This is a genomic window from Caballeronia arvi, from assembly GCF_001544695.2.
Classification (GTDB): Bacteria; Pseudomonadota; Gammaproteobacteria; order Burkholderiales; family Burkholderiaceae; genus Caballeronia; species Caballeronia arvi.
The window spans coordinates 35,602-54,742 of record NZ_FCOM02000048.1 but is presented as its reverse complement, the minus strand read 5'-3'; the positions used below and the strand labels follow the sequence as shown (position 1 = coordinate 54,742).

The following is a 19,141-nucleotide window of genomic DNA, read 5'->3' as shown; positions in this document are numbered from 1 at the left end:
GTTTTGCGTGGCCCCTTGCATGTCTGTCTATGACTCGCGTTGCTTGCGCAGCCTGCTGTGTTTGATGCCATAAACGAAGTAGATCACGACGCCTATCGCCATCCAGATGATGAGGCGTATCCACGTGTCGGCGGGCAATCCGGACATCAGGAATAGCGACGACAGCGCGCCGAGCGGGGCGACGATGAACACGGCCGGCGTCTTGAATGCACGCTGCAGATTCGGTTGCGTGATGCGCAGCACGAGCACGCCGACGCTCACGACCATGAACGCGAACAGCGTGCCGATGCTGACGAGTTCGCCGACGAGACCGATCGGCAAGAGTCCCGCGAGAATCATCACGATGATACCCGTGAAGATCGTCGTGATATGGGGTGTATGGAAGCGCGGGTGAATCTTCGAGGCGAATGGCGGTAAGAGGCCGTCTTTCGCCATCGAATAGAAAATGCGCGGCTGTGAAAGCAGCAGCACGAGAATCACCGACGTCAGCCCGAAGATTGCGCCGAGCTTGACGATGGGCGAGAGCCAGCGCATGCCGATCGCATCGACGCCGACTGCGATCGGGTCCGCTACATTGAGCTTGTCGTAAGGCACGATGCCCGTCAGCACATACGACACGAGCACATAGAGAATCGTGCAAATCGTGAGCGAACCGAGCAGGCCAATCGGCATGTCGCGTCTGGGATTGCGCGTTTCCTGCGCCACGCACGACACGGAATCGAAACCGATATAGGCAAAGAACACGACGGCCGCGCCGCGCAGCACGCCGCTCATGCCGAACACGCCGGATTCGCCGGTATTCGGTGGCAGGAAGGCGCCTGTCGGGTTCTGCGCAGTGACCCAGTGCGCCTTGTCGACATACGCGATGCCCGCGGCGATGAACGCGAGCACGATCAGCACCTTGATCACGACGATGAAGCTGTTCACCCGCGCGGACTCGCGTATGCCGGTCACGAGCAGGAGTGTGATGAGGCCGACGATCACCATCGCGGGCACGTTGAGAATCGCGCCGGCGTGGCTCCAGCCGTGTCCCGGCTCGTAAGCGAAGGGCGCCTTCGCAAACTGCTCGGGTATGTCGATGCCGAGCGAATGCAGAAAGCTCACGACATAGCCCGACCAGCCGATCGCGACCGTCGTCGCACCGACCGCGTACTCGAGAATCAGATCCCAGCCGATGAGCCATGCGATCAGCTCGCCCATCGTTGCATAGGCGTAGGTGTAGGCGCTGCCGGAAACCGGCACCGTCGAAGCCATTTCGGCATAACACAGGCCCGCGAGCGCGCAGACGATCGCACCGAGCACGAACGAGATGGTGATGGCAGGTCCGGCGTTGGTCGCCGCCGCATGGCCGGTCAGCACGAAAATCCCCGCGCCGATGATGCAGCCTATGCCGAGCATGGTGACATCGAGCGCGGTGAGCGAGCGGGTGAGGGCATGGCCGCCGTGCTCCTGAAGCACTTCCTCGGTCTCGGCCGCCTCGCTTTGCAGCGCAGCGACGGATTTCCTTTGCATGACGGTCACGATTCGCCTCCTGTGCTTTCACACCTGCACGTTCGTTCTGACGTTATGTCGTTTTGTGATAGCAGATTTTGCAGCGGAATTCGAGCGTGGCGTCGTGTGGACCGCATGTCAAACGAATGCTTTCGATGCGTACGCCCGTTCAGAGCGAGCAAGGCAGCACGAAGCGTGCCGCACGCTTCGATAACCTTCGGCCGTTGCGCGCGACGCAAGACCACACAACGCTCAAGGACTTGACGAAGCTCATTCGGATGCCGATGCGCGGCGCACTATAATCGGATTCATAGTTGCACTTCTCAACCCGGAATCCGTTCCGTTTCGAAGGCGGAACGTTCACCGGACTTTTCCTTAGTGGAGATTTGATATGGCTATACGCATTGGTGATGAAGCTCCCGATTTCACGGCGGAGACGACCGAAGGCACGATCCGTTTCCACGAGTGGATCGGCGACAAGTGGGCCATTCTGTTCTCGCATCCGAAGGACTTCACGCCGGTCTGCACGACCGAACTCGGTTATATGGCCAGGCTCAAGCCCGAGTTCGACAAGCGCGGCACGAAGATCATCGGCCTTTCCATCGATCCGGTGACGAATCACTCGCAGTGGGCGAAGGACATCGAGGAAACGCAGGGCACGGCGGTCAATTATCCGATGATCGGCGACGCCGATCTCAACGTCGCCAAGCTCTACGACATGATCCACCCGAACGCGAGCGGCGCGAATCCGCGCACCGCGGCCGACAACGCAACCATTCGCGCCGTGTTCATCGTCGGTCCGGACAAGAAGGTGAAGGCTACGTTCACGTATCCGATGAGCGCGGGCCGTAATTTCGACGAAGTGCTGCGCCTGCTCGATGCGCTGCAACTGAACGCGAAGCACACGGTTGCGACGCCGGTGAACTGGAAGCCGGGCGAGGACGTGATCATCCCGACGTCGGTGTCGGACGAAGACGCGAAGAAGAAGTACCCCGACGGCTTCAAGACGCTGAAGCCTTATCTGCGCACCGTCGCGCAGCCGAAGTAACGCGTACGCGCTGTTTTTTCGTGCGATGCAGCGCCGGCCCGCGCCATGCGGGCCGGCGCTTTTTATTTCGGCTCGGCGCCGTGACCCGTGCGGCGCTCGGGCGAGGTCTCGACTTCGCCGGGCCTGCGCAGCATCTTGTCGACTTCGCCCGCGTGCATTTCCTCGACCTCGATCATTTGCCGCGCGTATTCCTCCAGCGCGACCGAACGGCCTTCCACGACTGTCAGCAAGTCGCGATACAGGCCGAGCGCGACGGTCTCGGCCTGTAGCGATTCGCGCAGGATCGTCGCAATGTCAAACGTGTGATTGTCGAGCAGCGGGCCGATTTCCAGCGACGGATACGCACCGAGCGTCGTGATCCATTCGCCGGCCTGATGCGCGTGAATGAGCGATTCGTCGGCCTGCGCGCGCAGCCACGACACGATCGGAATGCGGCCGAAGCCGAACACGAGAAACGAATAGTGCGTGTAACGCACGACCCCGGCCAGTTCGGATTCGAGAATCTTGTTCAGGACGGCGACGACCTTTTCCTTTTCGAGCTCTGCCATTCCAGCCTCCGTATTTTCAACGCCAGGCGCTTATCGCATGCGGCTCCACTCATTGTAGTCACGTGAGCGGCGCATGCGAGGCGAAACTGCGGCGTCGGAGCGCGCAAGATACGCTCCCGGCTCGAAGGTCGGATACGACGCGGCGGCTCGCGGCCGCGCCGATGGAATGCGATTTCAGGCGATTTCTTCGATCCAGATCGAGGCGGTGCGCGACAGCACTTGCGACATCGCCGTGCGCGCGCCGTCGCCGTCGGCGGTTTCGATGGCGCGCACGACCCGGCCGTAATCGCCGAGCTGCGAATCGGGCACGCGCGGCAGGGCATGCGGCTGCGTGCGCAGCGCGGCCTTCATCGTCCTGATGCCGACGCGCACGACGCTGCCCATCTGCCGCAGCATTTCGTCGCCGCTGGCATCGACGATGGCGGCCTGCAAGGCGTCTTCGGCTGCCGACTGCAACGGCTCGGACGGGCTTGCGTGCACGAGCCGCTGATAAGCCGCGTTGATGGCGATGCGCTGATGGCGGTTCGCGCGCGTGGCGGCGAGTCCGGCAGCGGGCGGATCGACGAGCGAGCGGAACTCGATCAGCCGGCGGATGCAATCGGGATCGTGCAGTGCACGAAGGCGCCATTCCGCGACTTCAGGGTCCATGATGAGCCATTCGCGTGCGGGCTTGATGCGCGTGCCCGTTTTGGGCCGCACGTCGAGCATGCGTCGCGAGATGAGAATGCTCAGGGCCTCGCGCATGATGGTGCGGCTCACGCCATGCTTCTTCGACAAGATGACCTGTGGCGGCAGCACGTTGTCCTGGTATTCGCCGCCCACTATGCCCGCGACGAGTTGATTCACCACGCGCTTGACGAGCGATGCTTCATATCCATGATTCATTTTCTTGTTCTCGTGATAACGCCCACGCTTGCGGCTCATCGCCACACGTTTTCCGGGCGGCAAAGCCAGCGTTTGTCTAAGATCACAGCGCCTCGGTGCGCCGCGCGGCCGAGTGCTCGCGCGAAGCGTTTCCCCTTCCGGGCACGCCGTGCTTTTGGTCCCCAGGTTTTCAGCTACCGATGCGGCAAGAGCCACACCCCCGCAGCGGCCGGCATTTGTTTGGACAGCATCGTCGATCCGCTGAAAGGAAGCGTATCTCTGTGTGGCCGGTTTTAACAATATGGTCCACCGCTAATTCGACTGACTATCGTGCGTCCGCCCACAAAATACGTCGGGCACGGCACGCGACGTGATCAGGGCCGAGTTGCGCAAGCGTTTGCGTCATCGGTTATGCGAAGCATCGCACGCAGCGTTTCGATGCAGCGCCCGTGTGTTACCTTTGCGTGCCATATCAACGCAACGAGGAGAAGCGAAACATGAAAGTCGCGGTCATGGGTGCGGGCGCGGTCGGTTGTTATTACGGCGGCATGCTTGCGCGCGCGGGTCACGAGGTCGTGCTGATCGCACGGCCGCAGCATGTCGAGGCGATCGGGCGCGAAGGCTTGCGGCTCGATACGCAGCATTTCGACGAGCGCGTGCGCGTGGCTGCGAGCATCGAAGCGAGCGCCGTGAAGGGCGCGCAACTGGTGCTCTTCTGCGTGAAATCCACCGATACGGATAGTGCGGTCCAGTCCCTCGAGCCGTATCTCGAACGCGATGCACTCGTTCTCTCGCTGCAAAACGGCGTGGAAAACGCCGAGCGTCTGCGCGAACTGTTGCCGCAGGAAGCCGCGGCCGCGGTCGTGTATGTCGCGGCGGAAATGGCGGGCCCCGGCCATGTGAAGCACAACGGGCGCGGCGAACTCGTGATCGAGCCTTCGACGCAAAGCGAGCACGTGGCGCGCGCGCTCATCGATGCAGGCGTGCCGACCGAGATCTCCGATAACGTGCGCGGCGCGCTGTGGGCGAAGCTCGTGCTGAACTGCGCGTACAACGCGTTGTCCGCCATCACGCAGTTGCCGTATGGAAAGCTCGTGCAAGGCGAAGGCGTGACGCGCGCGATGCGCGATGTCGTCGACGAATGCCTCGCCGTGGCGAAGGCCGATAACGTGACGATTCCCGGCGATGTCGATGCCGCCGTGCGCCGCATCGCCGAGACGATGCAGAACCAGTATTCGTCGACGGCGCAAGACCTCGCGCGCGGCAAGAAGAGTGAGATCGATCATCTGAACGGGCTGATCGTGCGGCGTGGCGACGCGCTCGGCGTGCCGACACCCGCGAACCGCATGCTGCACGTGCTCGTTAAGGCGATCGAAAGCAAGGCTTCATAACGCGCGATGCGCCGATTTTATGGAGCACGCACAGAAATCACCGTGTGTCGCCCAACGAACCGGACGATTAGCGTGAGATCGCTGATGGTCATCGAGGTCATTCGGACCGGGCGTAAACTGCGCGTTTCGCGCGACGGCGCTACCATCGGTTCTTCCACTTGCTTTGCGTGCTCAACGCAGGAAGACACTCATGGATAAAGCCGTCAAGATTCCCGGTCCCGACCATCCGATCACGATCGGGCGCAGTCCGCTGCGCGTGATCGTGAAAGCGGGCGGGCATGTGATTGCCGATACGACCGAGGCGCTTTCACTGCGCGAAGCCTCGTATCCCGAGGTGCTTTATGTGCCGCGCAAGGACGTGGACATGTCGCAACTGGAGCGCACGTCACACACCACGTATTGCCCTTACAAGGGCGAATGCAACTACTACAGCATTCCTTCGGGTGGACAAAAAGCGGCCAACGCAGTGTGGACGTATGAATCTCCGTACGATGCTGTCGCCGAGATCAAGGAGCATCTCGCGTTCTATCGCGATCGCGTGGATTCATTCGAAACGCGCGACGCGTAACGCTTAGTCGAGCAACGATCTGGCGCGATGCTTCAGCATCGCGCTGAAATCGTCGAGCCAGCCGAGCGCGAGACGCCAGCTTTGCCAGTAGAGATCCACATCGAAACGCGAGCCGGGCAGCACTTCCACGAGTTCGCCGCTTTCGAGCTGTCGCGCGACGAGCCGTTGCGGACACATGCCCCACGCGAGCCCTGACGTGCACGCACGAACGAAGCCTTCGCCGTGCGGCACGACATGCGCGGGCGGTTCGATATCCACGCGGCACACGCGCTTGATGAAGCGCTTCTGCAATTCGTCCTTCTCGTTGAAATTCACACACGGCGCGCGCCGCAGCGCGTCGCGTGTCAGGCCGTCCGCGAAATGACGCTCGAAGTACGCGGGCGAGCATACCGCGCGATAGCGCATGCGTCCGAGCTTCATCGAGCGCCAGCCGGAAACCGGCTCGGCCTGCGTCGTGATCGCGCCTTGCACATCGCCTTCGCGAATGCGCTGCGCGGTGTGATCCTGATCATCCACGACGAGATCGAGCATCAGTTCGCGTTCGATGCAGAACGCCGCGGCAGCATCGATGAACCAGGTGCTCATGCTGTCGTCGTTGACGGCGATGCGCAACTTCGCGCGCCGCTCGCTCGGCGTGCCTGGCAAAGCCGGCATGCGTCCGCCGAGTTCCGCTTCGAGCAATTGCACGCGTTCGGTGTGACGGCACAAGAGCGCGCCCGACGCGGTCGCCTCGCATGGCTGGCCGCGCTTGACGAGCAGGCTGCCTACGCGCTCTTCGAGCAGCTTTACGCGTTGCGATATGGCCGAGGGCGTGACGTTGAGATCGCGCGCGGCGCGTTCGAAGGAACCGGTGCGCACCACGGCTAGCAGCGCATCGAGGAGAGAATAATCGAGCATTAGCGTTGCTTAATTCGGATTAGAAAGATTATCTTTCTGCATGTCAGTAGAACATGCAGACTACGGCTTTCTTCGATCCCGATCAAGCGCACCATGCAACCGACTCCCTTCAAGCTCGAACGTTACTTCGCGCGGCACGAATTCACCGCGCGCCATCTGCTGTGCAGCTCCGATCCCGAATCGATGTCGATAGGCGAATTGCTCGCCCTCGAGCCGAACGCGCTCGACGGCTTGCGCGAGACCTGGCTCGGCTATACCGAGTATCCGGGCGCGCCGGCGCTGCGGCGCGAGCTGGCGTCGCTATATGCGAACATCGACGCGGACGACATCATCGTGCACACGGGCGCGCAGGAAGCGATCTATTCCTTCATGAACACGATGCTCGCGCCGGGCGATCACGTCATCGTGCATATGCCCGGCTATCAGTCGCACTATTCGGTGGCGGAGGCGATGGGCGTGAAGGTGTCGCCCTGGAAGGCGCGCGAGGATGCGGGCTGGGCGCTCGATCCTGACGAACTGGAAGCGCTCGTCACGCCCGCCACGCGCGCACTCGTGATCTGCGCGCCGCACAATCCGACCGGCTATCTGCCTTCGCGTGACGTGTTCGATGCGATCGTCGCCTTTGCACGCAGGCATGGGCTATGGCTTTTCAGCGACGAAGTGTATCGCGGGCTCGAGCACGATCCCGCCGATCGTCTGCCCGCCGCGTGCGATGTCTACGAGCGCGCCATCTCGCTCGGCGCGTTATCGAAGACGCACGGGCTCGCTGGCCTGCGCCTCGGCTGGATCGCGTCGAAAAGCACGCATGTGATCGAGCGGATGAGCACGTTCAAGGACTATCTCACCATCAGCAATAGCGCCCCGAGCGAATATCTTTCGACCATCGCGGTGCGTCACAGCGAAGCGCTCATCGAACGCAATGTGTCGATCGTGCGCGCCAATCTGCTGCAGCTCGACGAATTCTTCGCATGTCACGCGGACCGCTTCACGTGGCATCGTCCGCGTGCGGGCACGATCGGCTTCGTGCGGCTCACGCACGGCCATGCCGAGCAGTTCTGCGCGGAACTGCTCGAACGAACGGGCGTGTTGCTGCTGCCTTCGACGTTGATCGACCATGGCGACGCGCATGTGCGTCTCGGCTTCGGCAGGCGCAACATGCCCGATGTGCTTTCGATCCTCGACGCCTATTTGGATGCGACCGCGACGAGCACCGCGTCCTGACGGTATGCATCCGGAAACATCTGCTTGAGGTTTGCGACCTTGGGCAGATCGTTGATCGCGATATACGGGCTTTCCGGATGCTCGGTCAGATAGTTCTGGTGATAGCCTTCCGCCGGATAAAAACCCTTGTAATCCTCGACCTTCGTGACGATCTTGCCGCCATAGACATGCGCCTTGTCGAGCTGCGCGATATAAGCGTTGACGATCTCGCGTTGCGTAGCGTTCGTCGGAAACACGGCGGAGCGGTATTGCGTGCCGTGGTCCGGGCCCTGATAGTTCAGTTGCGTCGGATTGTGCGCAACCGAAAGGAAGACCTGCAAGAGCTTGCCGTAGGTGACCTGCGCCGGGTCATAGCTGATGCGCACCGATTCAGCGTGACCGGTGTCGCCTTCGCTGACGCGATCGTATTGCGCCGTGTTTGCCGCGCCGCCCGCATAGCCCGACATCACTTCCTTCACGCCGCGCACGTGCTGAAACACGCCTTGCACGCCCCAGAAACAGCCGCCCGCGAACACGGCCGTTTCCGTATGCACGGCGCCTGCGGTTTCATCGCGCGCGGGCGGCGGAATCTTCACGGCCTCCTCGCTCGAATGCGCGACGCGCTGTAGTGCGAACGCGCCCGCGAACAGCACGGCTACGCTCGCGGCCTTGAAGGTCCTGCTGGTGATTTTCGACATGTCTGCTCCTCAGATTCAACCGAACGTGAATGCGTAGGCTTCGACGCCAGGATCGAGAAACTCGATCGTGAACGTGCGATCCGCGACGGGGCCCGTTTGCCGCACGAGCTGATAGAGGCGTTGCCCGGTCACGGTACCACTTCCATCGGCGTTCACGTCGCTGCCATGCGAAGCGCCTGGCGCGGCGCCATCGACACTCACGCGAAAGCGCACGGGCTTGCCATCCTGCGACGGCCCGAGCACGAGATGCAGATCGCGCGCATGAAAGCGATACACGATGCGGCCCGTCGCGCCTTCGAGCGTCGCGTGCTCTGCGCCGACTTTCCATGCGCCCGCAAGGCCCCAGTCGTTGACGTCGAGCGATTTCGGCGCGGCATAGTCGTGAAGGCGATCGGGCGTCGCGCCGCCCGGCGACATGAACTGCTCCGCGCGCTGATAACCGATATACGTTTCCGGTGAGCGCATGTCCGCGTTATCGGCCTGCATCATCGCGCCCTGGCCGATGGCCTTGTCGTCATGCGCGGTCATCGCGACGGCGGGCGCCGCCCCATGACCCGCTTCGGCGAGCAGTTCCTGAATCACATGCTCGGAGTGCGCGTAATCGCCTTCACCGAAATGGTGATAACGGATATTGCCTTGTGCATCGATGAAATAGTGCGCGGGCCAATACTGATTGTTCAGCGCACGCCATATCGCAAAGTTGTTGTCGATCGCGACGGGATAGTCGATGCCGAGATCGTGAACCGCCTGCTTGACGTTATCGACGTTACGCTCGAATGCGAACTCCGGCGCATGCACGCCGATCACGACGAGCCCCTGATCGCGATACTTCTGCGCCCAACTCTTCAGATACGGCAACGTGCGAAGGCAGTTGATGCACGAATACGTCCACACGTCGATGAGCACGACCTTGCCGCGCAATGCTTCCTTCGTGAGCGGCGGCGAGTTGAGCCACACTACGGCGCCATCGAGCGGGGGCAACGCGCCTTCTACCGGAAGCGTCGCGGCTTTCGGCGGTTCGGTGCTGGCGCGCATCATCGCGGGTGCATCGGTTTGCGCTTGCTTCTGCGTGTTGGCGGACATCATCATCGCGCCGTCGTTTCGATTCGAGAGCCTGTCGACGAGATGCTGCTCGATGCCGGAGGTCGCGACCGTCGATACGCGGGCGAGCACGCCGGTATCGAGCCCGAGCGCGATCGCGGCGACACCTGCGAGCATCGCCGCACCGATGCCGCGCCGCACCCATTCGCCCGCGCCCAGCGAGCGTTTCATCGCAGTGAAGACGCGCCCGCCGATGAGCAGCGCAATCGCAAGCGACGTCGCCGCGCCGGCCGCATAGGCGATCAGCAACAACGTCGTGCCGACGCTCGCGCCGTTGAGCGCCGCGCCCGTCAGCACGAGGCCGAGGATCGGGCCCGCGCACGGCGCCCACAGAAGCCCCGTCGCGATGCCGAGCACGAACGATCCGCCCATGCCTGGCTTGCCGTCGCCGCGTTGCGCGAACGCGGTGAGACGATTTCCCGCGCTGACGAGCGGATGCATCACGCGATCGGCGAACTTCGGCAGCAACAATGTGAGGCCGAACACCGCGAGCAATACGATCGCCGCCCAGCGGCCGTATTGATTCGCCTGCGTGACCCAGCCGCCGCCGACAGCGGCGAGCGTCGCGACTGCGGCGAAGGTCAGGCCCATGCCCGCGAGCAATGGCAGACCGCTCTTCACGAACGGCTGATCCGCGCGTGCAAACACGAAAGGAAGCACTGGCAGGATGCACGGACTGAGAATCGTCAGCGCGCCGCCGAGATAGGCAAGGACGATGAGCAACATGATGATGTCGTGTCGAGGTTGATGGGAATGCGTGCGCGCTTCAGGCCGCGCCCGGCGTGAAATTCATCGCGATGCCGTTCATGCAGTAGCGCAGGCCGGTGGGTTTGGGACCATCGTCGAAAACATGACCCAGATGACCGCCGCAGCGCCGGCAATGCACTTCGGTGCGCGTTATGCCGAACGAACCGTCGACACGCGTGCCGACCGCATGATCGAGCGGCGCCCAGAAGCTCGGCCAGCCCGTGTGACTTTCGAACTTGGTCTGCGACGAGAACACGGCGAGCTTGCAGCCCGCGCAACTGAACGTGCCCGCGCGATGCTCGTCGTTCAGCGGGCTCGTATAAGGACGCTCGGTGCCTTCGCGGCGCAGCACGTCGAATTGCGCCGGATTGAGCAGGCGGCGCCATTCGTCATCGGTATGGACGACTTCGAAGCCTTCCTTCGATGGCGCTTGCGTCTGCGTGCCGGCCGCCAGCGCGCGCAGGCGGCCGCCGAAAGCAAACGCGGCGGCTGCGGCGGCGGTGCCCGTCAGGAGAAAACGGCGGCGTGTCTGCATGATGCGGTCCTCGTTGTCGAGTGGATTGAGCGCATCGTAGTCGCGCGCGCATCCCCGAGTCCTCACCGAAAGTTAAATTAAATGTGATACTTGGCCACGCGCTTTTCTGCACAATGATAAAGACGCCCGTTTTTTGTTTTGCGGACGGGGCGCGCATGATTCCTCGTCCGTCGATGACATTCGCTCATGGATCATCCGAAACGCATTCTGATCGTCGAAGACGACGTTCATATCGCCGAAGTGCTCAGTCTCAATCTGCGCGACGAGCGCTATGAAGTCGTGCATAGCGCCGACGGCGCCGAAGGATTGCGCCTGCTCGAACAAGGCGGCTGGGATGCGCTGATTCTCGATCTGATGCTGCCCGGCGTCGATGGCCTCGAAATCTGCCGCCGCGCCCGGGCGATGACACGCTATACGCCGATCATCATCACGAGTGCGCGTTCGAGTGAGGTGCATCGCATACTCGGTCTCGAACTCGGCGCGGACGACTATCTCGCCAAGCCATTCTCCGTGCTCGAACTCGTCGCGCGCGTGAAGGCGCTGCTGCGGCGCGTCGATGCCGTCGCGAAGGATTCACGGCTCGATACCGGGCGTATCGAAGTCGCGGGCATCGCGATCGATCCGCTCGCGCGCGAAGCGTGGGTCGATGGCGCGCGCATTGAACTCACACCGCGCGAATTCGATTTGCTGTATCACTTCGCGCGTCATCCCGGCAAAGTGTTCTCGCGCATGGATCTGCTCAACGCGGTATGGGGTTATCGGCATGAAGGTTATGAGCATACGGTGAATACGCATATCAACCGTTTGCGCGCGAAAGTGGAGAAAGACGCCGCCGATCCGAAGCGTATTCTCACCGTATGGGGCCACGGCTATAAGCTCGCGGCACATGCGCCCGATGACAAGGACGCTGCGCCGTGAAGCTCACGCTGTCGCAACGGCTCTTCGCAGTGTTCTGCGTGCTGCTGCTCGCGTGCTGCGGTGCATCGGCATGGCTTCAGATTCGCGCGAGCGATCTGCGCGAGAAAGAAGTCATTCAAAGTCTTTCGCGTGGACTCGCGGCGCATATCGCGCGTGATGGCGCGCTCGCCGATGCCAAGGATATCGACGCGCCCGCCGTGCGCCGTCTTTTCAGCCAGTTGATGGTGGTGAATCCGAGCGTCGAAGTCTATCTGCTCGACGATACGGGCCGTATCCGCGCCGATGATGCACCGCCGGGGCATCTGAAACGTGATCGCGTCGATCTCGCGCCGGTGCGCAGATTTCTCGACGGTGATCCCTTGCCGATTCCCGGCGACGATCCGCGCAGCAACGACGCGCGCAAGGTCTTCAGCGCCGCGCCGCTCGCCGCGCCGGGCAAAGCGCCATTCGGTTACGTCTATGTCGTGCTGCTCGGCGAAGAGCACGACGTGCTCGCGGCGAAGGCATCGGCGAGCGCGGTTTTGCGGACCACGCTCGCGTCGATGGGTCTCGTCACGCTGCTCGGCCTCGTCGCGGGCGTTGTCGCGTTCGGGCTCGTCACGCGGCCGCTGCGCCGCCTGACCGACGCGATGCGCAAGTTCGATGCACGCGGTGCGCCTGCCGAACCGCCTTTGTCTTCGGCGCTTCATATCGACAAAGCCGATGAGCGCGACGAGATCGTGGTACTCGAAAGCGCCTTTGCGCAGATGGCGGAGCGCATCGGCGAGCAATGGCGTGAGCTCGGGCGGCAGGATCGCGAACGTCGCGAAATGGTGGCCAACATCTCGCACGATCTGCGCACGCCGCTATCGTCGCTGCATGGTTATCTGGAGACGCTATCGCTCAAGTCCGACACGCTCGCCGATGCCGACCGCCGCCGCTATCTGTCGATCGCGCTCGCGCAGAGCGCGAAGGTCGGTCATCTCGCGCAGTCGCTGTTCGAACTCGCGAAGCTCGAACACGGCATGGTCGCACCGGAATCCGAGCCGTTTTCGCTCACCGATCTGGTGCAGGACGTCTTCGAGAAGTTCGAGTTGCCCGCACAGTCGCGCGGCGTGCGGCTCGTTGCGGACATCGCGCCGCGTTTGCCGAACGTGATGGCCGACCTGGGCATGATCGAGCGCGTGCTGACCAACCTGCTCGACAACGCGATCCGTCATACGCCCGCATACGGCACGGTACGCGTGACGCTCGCGCAGGCCGGCGAGCCTGCCGAGGGAGTGACGATCACGGTCAGCGACACAGGATCTGGCATCCCGCCCGACATGCGCGACGCGCTCTTTCAGCGGCCGTTCGCATCGGGCGGCGCTCATCGCGGCGGCCTGGGCTTGCTGATCGTGCAACGCATGCTGCAATTGCACGGCAGCCAGATTCGCCTGATCGATACGGCGGGTACCGGTACGGCGTTTCGCTTCGATCTGCCTGCTGCCGTCACCCAGACGGGCAATGGTGCGCCGCAAATACGCGGACCGCACGGCTGAAAAAAAAAGCCCGGCAGACATATGCCGGGCTGAATGGGATGATCATCGCCTGCGCCGTGTCGCGCGTAGAGAAAGCGCGTCGTGGCGTTGCCCGGTTTGACCATCCGCGTGGACGTTGGAACGAAAGCCGATTTGAAACGAGGCGAAGCGAAACGGCACGAGCCGCTGTGCTGCCTGCATCACATGACACGTTTTAGTCTCCCATGCTTAAACCAATCTTAAACCGCAGTGCGGCGCGCGAAACGTCGCGCCGCGCTATCGATGGGAGAAGGGCTAATCGCGGCGCTCTGTTAGCGTATTGACCATCATGCGTTAATCATTTCCTTGACGCGTGTTTTTCAAGGTTTCGCGAATTTGCATGAATCGTTCAGGTCAAGCTGCTGCGGGAAAAATATGCCGAATGACAGCCGCGTGAAACCATTCGGCGTTCCGCCATGAGGAAACTTTCCTTGGTTTCCCGCGATATGTTTGCTAGCATGTAATCGAGTTGCATGCTGCCGCGAGCGTCCTCGGTTACGAGGGTCGCGCATCGTGGCGCCGGATCAACAAAGTACTTCGGGGCGAAAAGTAATCGAAGCGCGTAACGCTCGCGCTTTGTTTTTGCTCGTCTGTCGCCGCGCTGGAAAACATGCTATCTGATGCACCGGGTCGCAGTCGCTTCGCAGAAAACCTGATAAGCATAATCCTCAATGCGTTTCGTGTGCATGGCTATTTGCGCTGTTTCGTTCAACGCGGGTAATAAAAACATGTCGTTCTATTGAAGCGTCTTTAGCCGAATCTTCGAAGTAATCTGATCGAACGTTGCCATTTTTGCGAAGCAAGTTATGGCATGACGCGCAAATCAATCCGCGCACTGGCTCGAGACGCGATATCTCTTGGCGTTGCAAGTGATTTCCAGGCAATCGGTCACCGTCATCGTTTCGGAATGACGGTGGGATGTCGCGCGCATACGTGCGCGTACCTTGCGGGAGGGAACGTGGAAACGGAACTCAGTCAACGGCTTGCGAAGGCGTTATGGCGTTGCGCATTGCACGGGCACGTGCTGGCTTATCAGCGCTTTCATGCGCTGTGCGACAAGACCGTGCCGCTGCCGCAGCGCTATGCGGCGCTCGAATCCGCGGTCAAGACACTGGGCGATGTGCACAACATCGACTATGGCGTGCTGATGGCGCTGGATAGCGGCTTGCCCGGCGCGGAGTTTTTCCAGCGCTATCTGCGTCATCGACATGGCGAATACGTGTTGCAGATGGGCGATCCGAAATATCATCGACAGACGCTCGCGGGCAAGCGCACGCTCGTCGCACGAGAGCGCGATCGTGTCTACGCGCACGCACGGATGGTGGAGGACGAAAGGGCGGGACAGGCTGCGTGATTCAGACGTCGGTCCATTTCGTTCGTTTTTTCGAGGCAGCCTTTGCTAGCACGCGTCAGCGAGCTTACCGCGTCTTGAGTATCCTTCGTTGTGGAACCCGACCCTTGCGGGACGGCGTCCCCTCGGGAATCCATGTCAGCGGAAGTCGGGCGGCATGCTTGCGCCACGAAGGCCGCTCAACACAACGCACAGGAGTCTCACGATGTCGATTGAAAAGGTTCTTTACCGTGCGCATGCTCATGTCACCGGCGGACGCGATGGCCGCGCGACCGTGCCCGAAAGCAATCTGGATCTGAGGCTGACGACGCCAAAAGAGTTGGGCGGCGGTGGCGGCGATGGCACGAATCCCGAGCAACTCTTCGCCGCGGGCTATAGCGCATGCTTTATCGGCGCGATCAAGTTCGTCGCGGCGCGCGACAAGATCACGCTGCCGAAAGATGTCGCCGTCGATGGCAGCGTGGGCATTGGTCAAATCCCGAATGGCTTCGGCATCGAAGTGGAGTTGAAGATATCGCTGCCGGGCATGGAACGCAGCGAGGCGCAGGCATTGGTCGACAAGGCCCACATCGTGTGCCCGTATTCGAATGCGACGCGCAATAACATCGATGTCAAATTGACGCTCGCCTGAGCGTGCTCGACGATTCGAGCGCCCAGTGCATGGGGCGCTCGAACGTCGGATTACCTCTCTCGCATTTATGAAGCCTGTTGTCGCCCTTCGCGCGTGACGAGATGACGCATTGTCGCGAGTGCTGAAACCGAAGTGGGTTAGCATGCCGATGGAAGCGAAAGAGATGCTTCCTATCCGAAAGGCCGGAGGAAACGATGCTGACAGCTGGAATCGATCACGTTGGTCTCACCGTGCGCAACCTCGAATCGACGCGAGACTTCTTTGTTGAATGTCTCGAATGGAAGATCGTCGGTGAGCGGCCAGAGTATCCGGCCGTATTCGTATCGGACGGAAAGCTATTGGTTACGCTATGGCAGGTGAAAGACGAATCAGCGCCAGTCGCGTTCGACAGGCGAAAGAATATCGGGCTTCATCATCTCGCGTTGCGCGCAACAGATGAAGCCGCACTCGCGACGATACTCGAGCGCGTGTCGGCGTGGCCGGGTGTGAAAGTGGAATTTGCGCCAGAACTGTTAGGCGCCGGCCCCAAGCGCCATATGATGATTTATGAGCCGGGCGGCATTCGGATCGAATTCGATTACGATCCACGCGTTTAGGTCAGGCAACGCGTTTGCGATAAGACCGGCGGAGTGACGAACGCACTCCGCCGGTCTTTAATTTCCCATCAGCCGATCAGAAATGGCGTGCGGTCTTCGATAGACGCGAGCCACGCAGGCGCGCGGCCACGCCCGCTCCACGTTGCGCCAGATTGCGGATCGCGATAAAGCGCGGGTTGAGGACCGCGCGGTTGCCCGGTTCTTTTGCGCTTGGCTGCGACGCCCGCCTTGCCTTTGGTTTTCGTACCCGACTCGCTTGCGCCAACCGCAAACTTGGTGCGGTCCTTCGCGTTGGCGATCCAGCCAGGCGCACGCCCGCGTCCGCTCCATGTCGCCCCGGTCTTGGGATCCTGATAAGCGACCGTGCTTTGTTTCGTGCTCTGTTTCTTTATCGAGGCCGGTCGTCCTGCCTTTTTGGATGTGCCCGAATAACGTTCGATGTCCGAGATGCTCAATCCGTGACGCGACATTAATTCATGAATCTTTTGCAGCGCGCCTTCCGATTCCTTTGCAAGGAGCGCATCGGCTTTCGCCTGAAGTGCTTCGATACGTGCCTGAATACTTTCGAGCGTGGACATGACTAACCTCTAATTGATTGTATTTGCACTATGCCATGCACGTGCACGATACGCTAGAGGTTAATCGTATAAATGAGTTGCAATTGAAAGGGCAGAGTCATTAAAGCGAGGCTTGCCCGTGGGAAGTTTCGAATCAATAAATAGCTCTCTCCATGAACACATCGATCCTTCCCTTGACCACCGCGAATGATTCAACTGCCGCGATAGGTTCCGAAGCTCCACGGCGAACACAGCAAGGGCACGTGATAGTGCTGAGCCGCATCGGCGAGCGTGAAGCGCACCGGCACGACATCGGCGAATACATCGGGCGTCTTGAAGTAATCGGCGACCCAGAAGCGCAACTCGAAATCGCCCGCGCGCGCCTGCGCGGCCGGCAGGATGGGTGAATCGGTGCGTCCATCGCGATTCGTGCGCGTGCGCGCGATCAGCGTGGGCGGTTGAGTGCTGATGTCGAACAATTCGATCTGCATGCCGGCAGCGGGCTTGCCGAGTGCGACGTCGAGTACATGCGTGGTGATGCCTGCGGCCATGATGTGTCTCCTGATCTCGCCTGTCGTTTGACTTCTGCTCAACTGCCGCGGTAGTAGTTATAGCTCCACGGCCCGAACAACACCGGCAAGTGAATGCGTTGACTGGCGTCGGTGATGCGAAAGCGCAGCGGTATCTTCGAAAGAAAGAGTGGCTGCGGCAGATTCGCCTTGCGCGCGGCGAAGTATTCGTCTGCGTGCAGCAACAACTCATATGTGCCGACGCGATAGGTATCGTCGATCAGAAGCGGTGGCTCGCTGCGGCCACTCGCCGCAAGCGTGATGGTCCGCAGAAGTTTCGACTGGCCATCCTCGATGGCAAACAGATCCACGCGCATGCCGGCTCCGGGCGTGCCGTGCCAGGTGTCGAGTGCGTGCATGGTAAGTCGCGGGCTCAGACCGTCCTGTTGCGTCGGGCCGGTCGTCTGATTGGGTGCGAGCGGCGTTGGCGCATCGGCGGCGAGTGCGGCCTTCGCCATCAACATGCTGCCGCCCAGCGCCACCGATTGCAGCGCGAAGCGACGGCGGCTCACATCGAAGGCAGGGGAATTGTCTTTGTCGCGCATGTCAGGCCCCTTGTTTGTTGCCGAGCTTGCGAATGCCGATGAGGACGAGCACCGCAGCAAGAACTTCGATCACGGCGACGAGATAAAGGCCGGTCGTGACCTTGCCCGTCGCATTCTTGATGAGCCCCATCGCGTAAGGCGCACCGAAACCCGCGAGATTGGACACCGAATTGATGAGCGCCACGCCGACCGCTGCCGCGCTGCCCGCGAGATAGCGATTGGGCAATTGCCAGAACACGGGGATCGCGCTCATCGTGCCGACGAGGGACACCGTCATGGCGAGCAATGCAATCACCGGCGACAGCTTGTCGAAGCCCATCAGGATCGCGAGCGCCGCCATCGACACGCCGCCGATGATCGCCGCGCCGCTGAAGTGCCAGCGCACTTCGTTGCTGCGGTCGGAATGCGCGCCGTTGATGATCATGCCGGCCGCGCCACACAGATAAGCGACTGCCGCGATCCAGCCCACGGCCATCGGCGTGCTGATGCCCACATCCTTGATGACGGTCGGAATCCAGAAAGTCAGCGTCGAATTCGCGCACAGCAGGCAGAAGAAGATCGCGATGAGCAGCCACACCTTGCGGTTGGTGAAGAGCGAGCGCCAATCGTGACCGCGTTCGCCCATCGCCGCGTTATCGCGTTGCAGGGCGTCGAGCACGACGCGCTTTTCGGCGTCGGACAGCCAGCGCGCCTGCTCGGGCTTGTCAGTCATGTAGAACCACGCGAAGATGCCGGCCAGCACCGAAGGAATGCCTTCGATTACGAAAAGCCATTGCCAGCCATACATGCCGTGCACGCCGCTCATCGAGGTCATGATCCAGCCGGCGAGCGGGCCGCCGAGCACGCCGGCAATCGCCGATGCCGACATGAATGTGCCGAATGCACGTGCGCGCCGTTGCGACGGATACCAGTACGTGAGATAGAGAATCACGCCGGGATAGAAACCGGCTTCGAATGCGCCGAGCAGAAACCGCAGGACATAAAACTGCGTGGGTGTCGTGACATGCGTTTGCAGCATGCAGATGATGCCCCAGCAGATCGTGATGCGCATGATCGTCTTTTTCGCGCCGATCTTCTGCAACAGCATGTTCGACGGCACTTCGAACAGGAAGTAGCCGATAAAGAAAATACCCGCACCGAGGCCATACACCGCTTCGCTGAAATGCAGCGAGTCCAGCATCTGCAATTTGGCGAAGCCGATGTTCACGCGATCCAGCCACGCGAGCACCCACAACACGCCGAGAAACGGCAGCAAGCGCCACGAGACTTTGCGATAGACGCTCGCTTCGGCGCTTTCCGCCTCGCTTGCGAATACCGGCATCTCCTGTTTGATGAGCGACATGGTGTC

The 19,141-nt window shown here is 61.4% G+C and carries 20 protein-coding genes; 9 read left to right on the top strand and 11 right to left on the bottom strand.

Translation table 11 applies throughout. The features are described 5' to 3' along the window. Positions 1 to 27: 27 nt before the first annotated feature. Positions 28 to 1,512, bottom strand: a complete 1,485-nt coding sequence (locus AWB74_RS33590; protein ID WP_061150922.1) for an amino acid permease — start codon at positions 1,510 to 1,512, stop codon at positions 28 to 30. Between the two features lie 370 nt (positions 1,513 to 1,882). Here AWB74_RS33590 and AWB74_RS33585 point away from each other — a divergent pair, with 370 nt between their 5' ends. Further along, the gene (locus AWB74_RS33585; RefSeq protein WP_061150921.1) at positions 1,883 to 2,539 is read left to right on the top strand and encodes a peroxiredoxin; all 657 of its coding nucleotides are present in this window, start codon (positions 1,883 to 1,885) and stop codon (positions 2,537 to 2,539) included. Positions 2,540 to 2,601: 62 nt separating this feature from the next. On the opposite strand, the gene AWB74_RS33580 is transcribed toward AWB74_RS33585, so the two are convergent. Together AWB74_RS33580 and AWB74_RS33575 are read right to left on the bottom strand one after the other, a co-directional pair. Beyond that, a complete protein-coding gene (locus AWB74_RS33580) occupies positions 2,602 to 3,087 on the bottom strand; it encodes a ferritin-like domain-containing protein (RefSeq protein WP_061150920.1) in 486 nt (161 codons plus the stop codon). 174 nt (positions 3,088 to 3,261) lie between these two features. Continuing rightward, positions 3,262 to 3,972: a FadR/GntR family transcriptional regulator gene (locus AWB74_RS33575; RefSeq protein ID WP_061150939.1), complete on the bottom strand. Its 711-nt coding sequence runs from the start codon at positions 3,970 to 3,972 to the stop codon at positions 3,262 to 3,264. Positions 3,973 to 4,448: 476 nt separating this feature from the next. Here AWB74_RS33575 and AWB74_RS33570 point away from each other — a divergent pair, with 476 nt between their 5' ends. Then, on the top strand, positions 4,449 to 5,342 hold the full coding sequence (locus AWB74_RS33570) for a ketopantoate reductase family protein (protein ID WP_061150938.1): 894 nt from the start codon (positions 4,449 to 4,451) through the stop codon (positions 5,340 to 5,342). Positions 5,343 to 5,532: 190 nt separating this feature from the next. Then, positions 5,533 to 5,910, top strand: a complete 378-nt coding sequence (locus tag AWB74_RS33565; protein ID WP_061150919.1) for a DUF427 domain-containing protein — start codon at positions 5,533 to 5,535, stop codon at positions 5,908 to 5,910. 3 nt (positions 5,911 to 5,913) lie between these two features. Here the strand turns inward: AWB74_RS33565 and AWB74_RS33560 are convergent, their stop codons facing one another. Next, entirely contained in the window at positions 5,914 to 6,807 is an 894-nt protein-coding gene (locus AWB74_RS33560) for a LysR family transcriptional regulator ArgP (RefSeq protein ID WP_061150918.1), read from the bottom strand. Between the two features lie 93 nt (positions 6,808 to 6,900). Here AWB74_RS33560 and AWB74_RS33555 point away from each other — a divergent pair, with 93 nt between their 5' ends. Continuing rightward, positions 6,901 to 8,028: an aminotransferase class I/II-fold pyridoxal phosphate-dependent enzyme gene (locus AWB74_RS33555; protein WP_061150917.1), complete on the top strand. Its 1,128-nt coding sequence runs from the start codon at positions 6,901 to 6,903 to the stop codon at positions 8,026 to 8,028. Here the strand turns inward: AWB74_RS33555 and msrA are convergent. From msrA to msrB, 3 genes are read right to left on the bottom strand one after another with little or no spacing between them, the layout of a single operon-like run. After that, on the bottom strand, positions 7,992 to 8,705 hold the full coding sequence (gene msrA / locus AWB74_RS33550; RefSeq protein WP_061150916.1) for a peptide-methionine (S)-S-oxide reductase MsrA: 714 nt from the start codon (positions 8,703 to 8,705) through the stop codon (positions 7,992 to 7,994). The genes AWB74_RS33555 and msrA overlap by 37 nt on opposite strands. 15 nt (positions 8,706 to 8,720) lie before the next feature. Beyond that, positions 8,721 to 10,532 (bottom strand): cytochrome c biogenesis protein DipZ, encoded by a 1,812-nt coding sequence (locus AWB74_RS33545; RefSeq protein ID WP_061150915.1) that lies wholly within the window; start codon positions 10,530 to 10,532, stop codon positions 8,721 to 8,723. A 40-nt stretch (positions 10,533 to 10,572) separates the two neighbouring features. Then, complete coding sequence (msrB, locus tag AWB74_RS33540) at positions 10,573 to 11,088, bottom strand: peptide-methionine (R)-S-oxide reductase MsrB (RefSeq protein ID WP_061150937.1); 516 nt, start codon at positions 11,086 to 11,088, stop codon at positions 10,573 to 10,575. A 186-nt stretch (positions 11,089 to 11,274) separates the two neighbouring features. Between msrB and AWB74_RS33535 the strand changes: the two genes are divergently transcribed. From AWB74_RS33535 to AWB74_RS33515, 5 genes are all read left to right on the top strand, one after another. Then, positions 11,275 to 12,006 (top strand): response regulator transcription factor, encoded by a 732-nt coding sequence (locus tag AWB74_RS33535; RefSeq protein ID WP_061150914.1) that lies wholly within the window; start codon positions 11,275 to 11,277, stop codon positions 12,004 to 12,006. Then, a complete protein-coding gene (locus AWB74_RS33530; protein WP_061150913.1) occupies positions 12,003 to 13,526 on the top strand; it encodes a sensor histidine kinase in 1,524 nt (507 codons plus the stop codon). Before AWB74_RS33535 ends, AWB74_RS33530 begins: the two co-directional genes overlap by 4 nt. A gap of 976 nt (positions 13,527 to 14,502) precedes the next feature. Further along, complete coding sequence (locus AWB74_RS33525) at positions 14,503 to 14,898, top strand: hypothetical protein (protein ID WP_061150936.1); 396 nt, start codon at positions 14,503 to 14,505, stop codon at positions 14,896 to 14,898. Between the two features lie 202 nt (positions 14,899 to 15,100). Continuing rightward, a complete protein-coding gene (locus AWB74_RS33520) occupies positions 15,101 to 15,526 on the top strand; it encodes an organic hydroperoxide resistance protein (protein WP_061150912.1) in 426 nt (141 codons plus the stop codon). A gap of 194 nt (positions 15,527 to 15,720) precedes the next feature. Further along, positions 15,721 to 16,122: a VOC family protein gene (locus AWB74_RS33515; RefSeq protein WP_061150911.1), complete on the top strand. Its 402-nt coding sequence runs from the start codon at positions 15,721 to 15,723 to the stop codon at positions 16,120 to 16,122. A 68-nt stretch (positions 16,123 to 16,190) separates the two neighbouring features. Here AWB74_RS33515 and AWB74_RS33510 read toward each other — a convergent pair whose 3' ends face one another. From AWB74_RS33510 to AWB74_RS33495, 4 genes are all read right to left on the bottom strand, one after another. Continuing rightward, complete coding sequence (locus AWB74_RS33510) at positions 16,191 to 16,700, bottom strand: H-NS family nucleoid-associated regulatory protein (RefSeq protein WP_061150910.1); 510 nt, start codon at positions 16,698 to 16,700, stop codon at positions 16,191 to 16,193. A 191-nt stretch (positions 16,701 to 16,891) separates the two neighbouring features. Next, complete coding sequence (uraH, locus tag AWB74_RS33505; protein ID WP_061150909.1) at positions 16,892 to 17,230, bottom strand: hydroxyisourate hydrolase; 339 nt, start codon at positions 17,228 to 17,230, stop codon at positions 16,892 to 16,894. Between the two features lie 38 nt (positions 17,231 to 17,268). Continuing rightward, on the bottom strand, positions 17,269 to 17,793 hold the full coding sequence (locus AWB74_RS33500) for a hydroxyisourate hydrolase (RefSeq protein WP_061150908.1): 525 nt from the start codon (positions 17,791 to 17,793) through the stop codon (positions 17,269 to 17,271). Position 17,794: 1 nt separating this feature from the next. Continuing rightward, complete coding sequence (locus AWB74_RS33495) at positions 17,795 to 19,135, bottom strand: MFS transporter (protein WP_061150907.1); 1,341 nt, start codon at positions 19,133 to 19,135, stop codon at positions 17,795 to 17,797. Between the last annotated feature and the right edge of the window lie 6 nt (positions 19,136 to 19,141).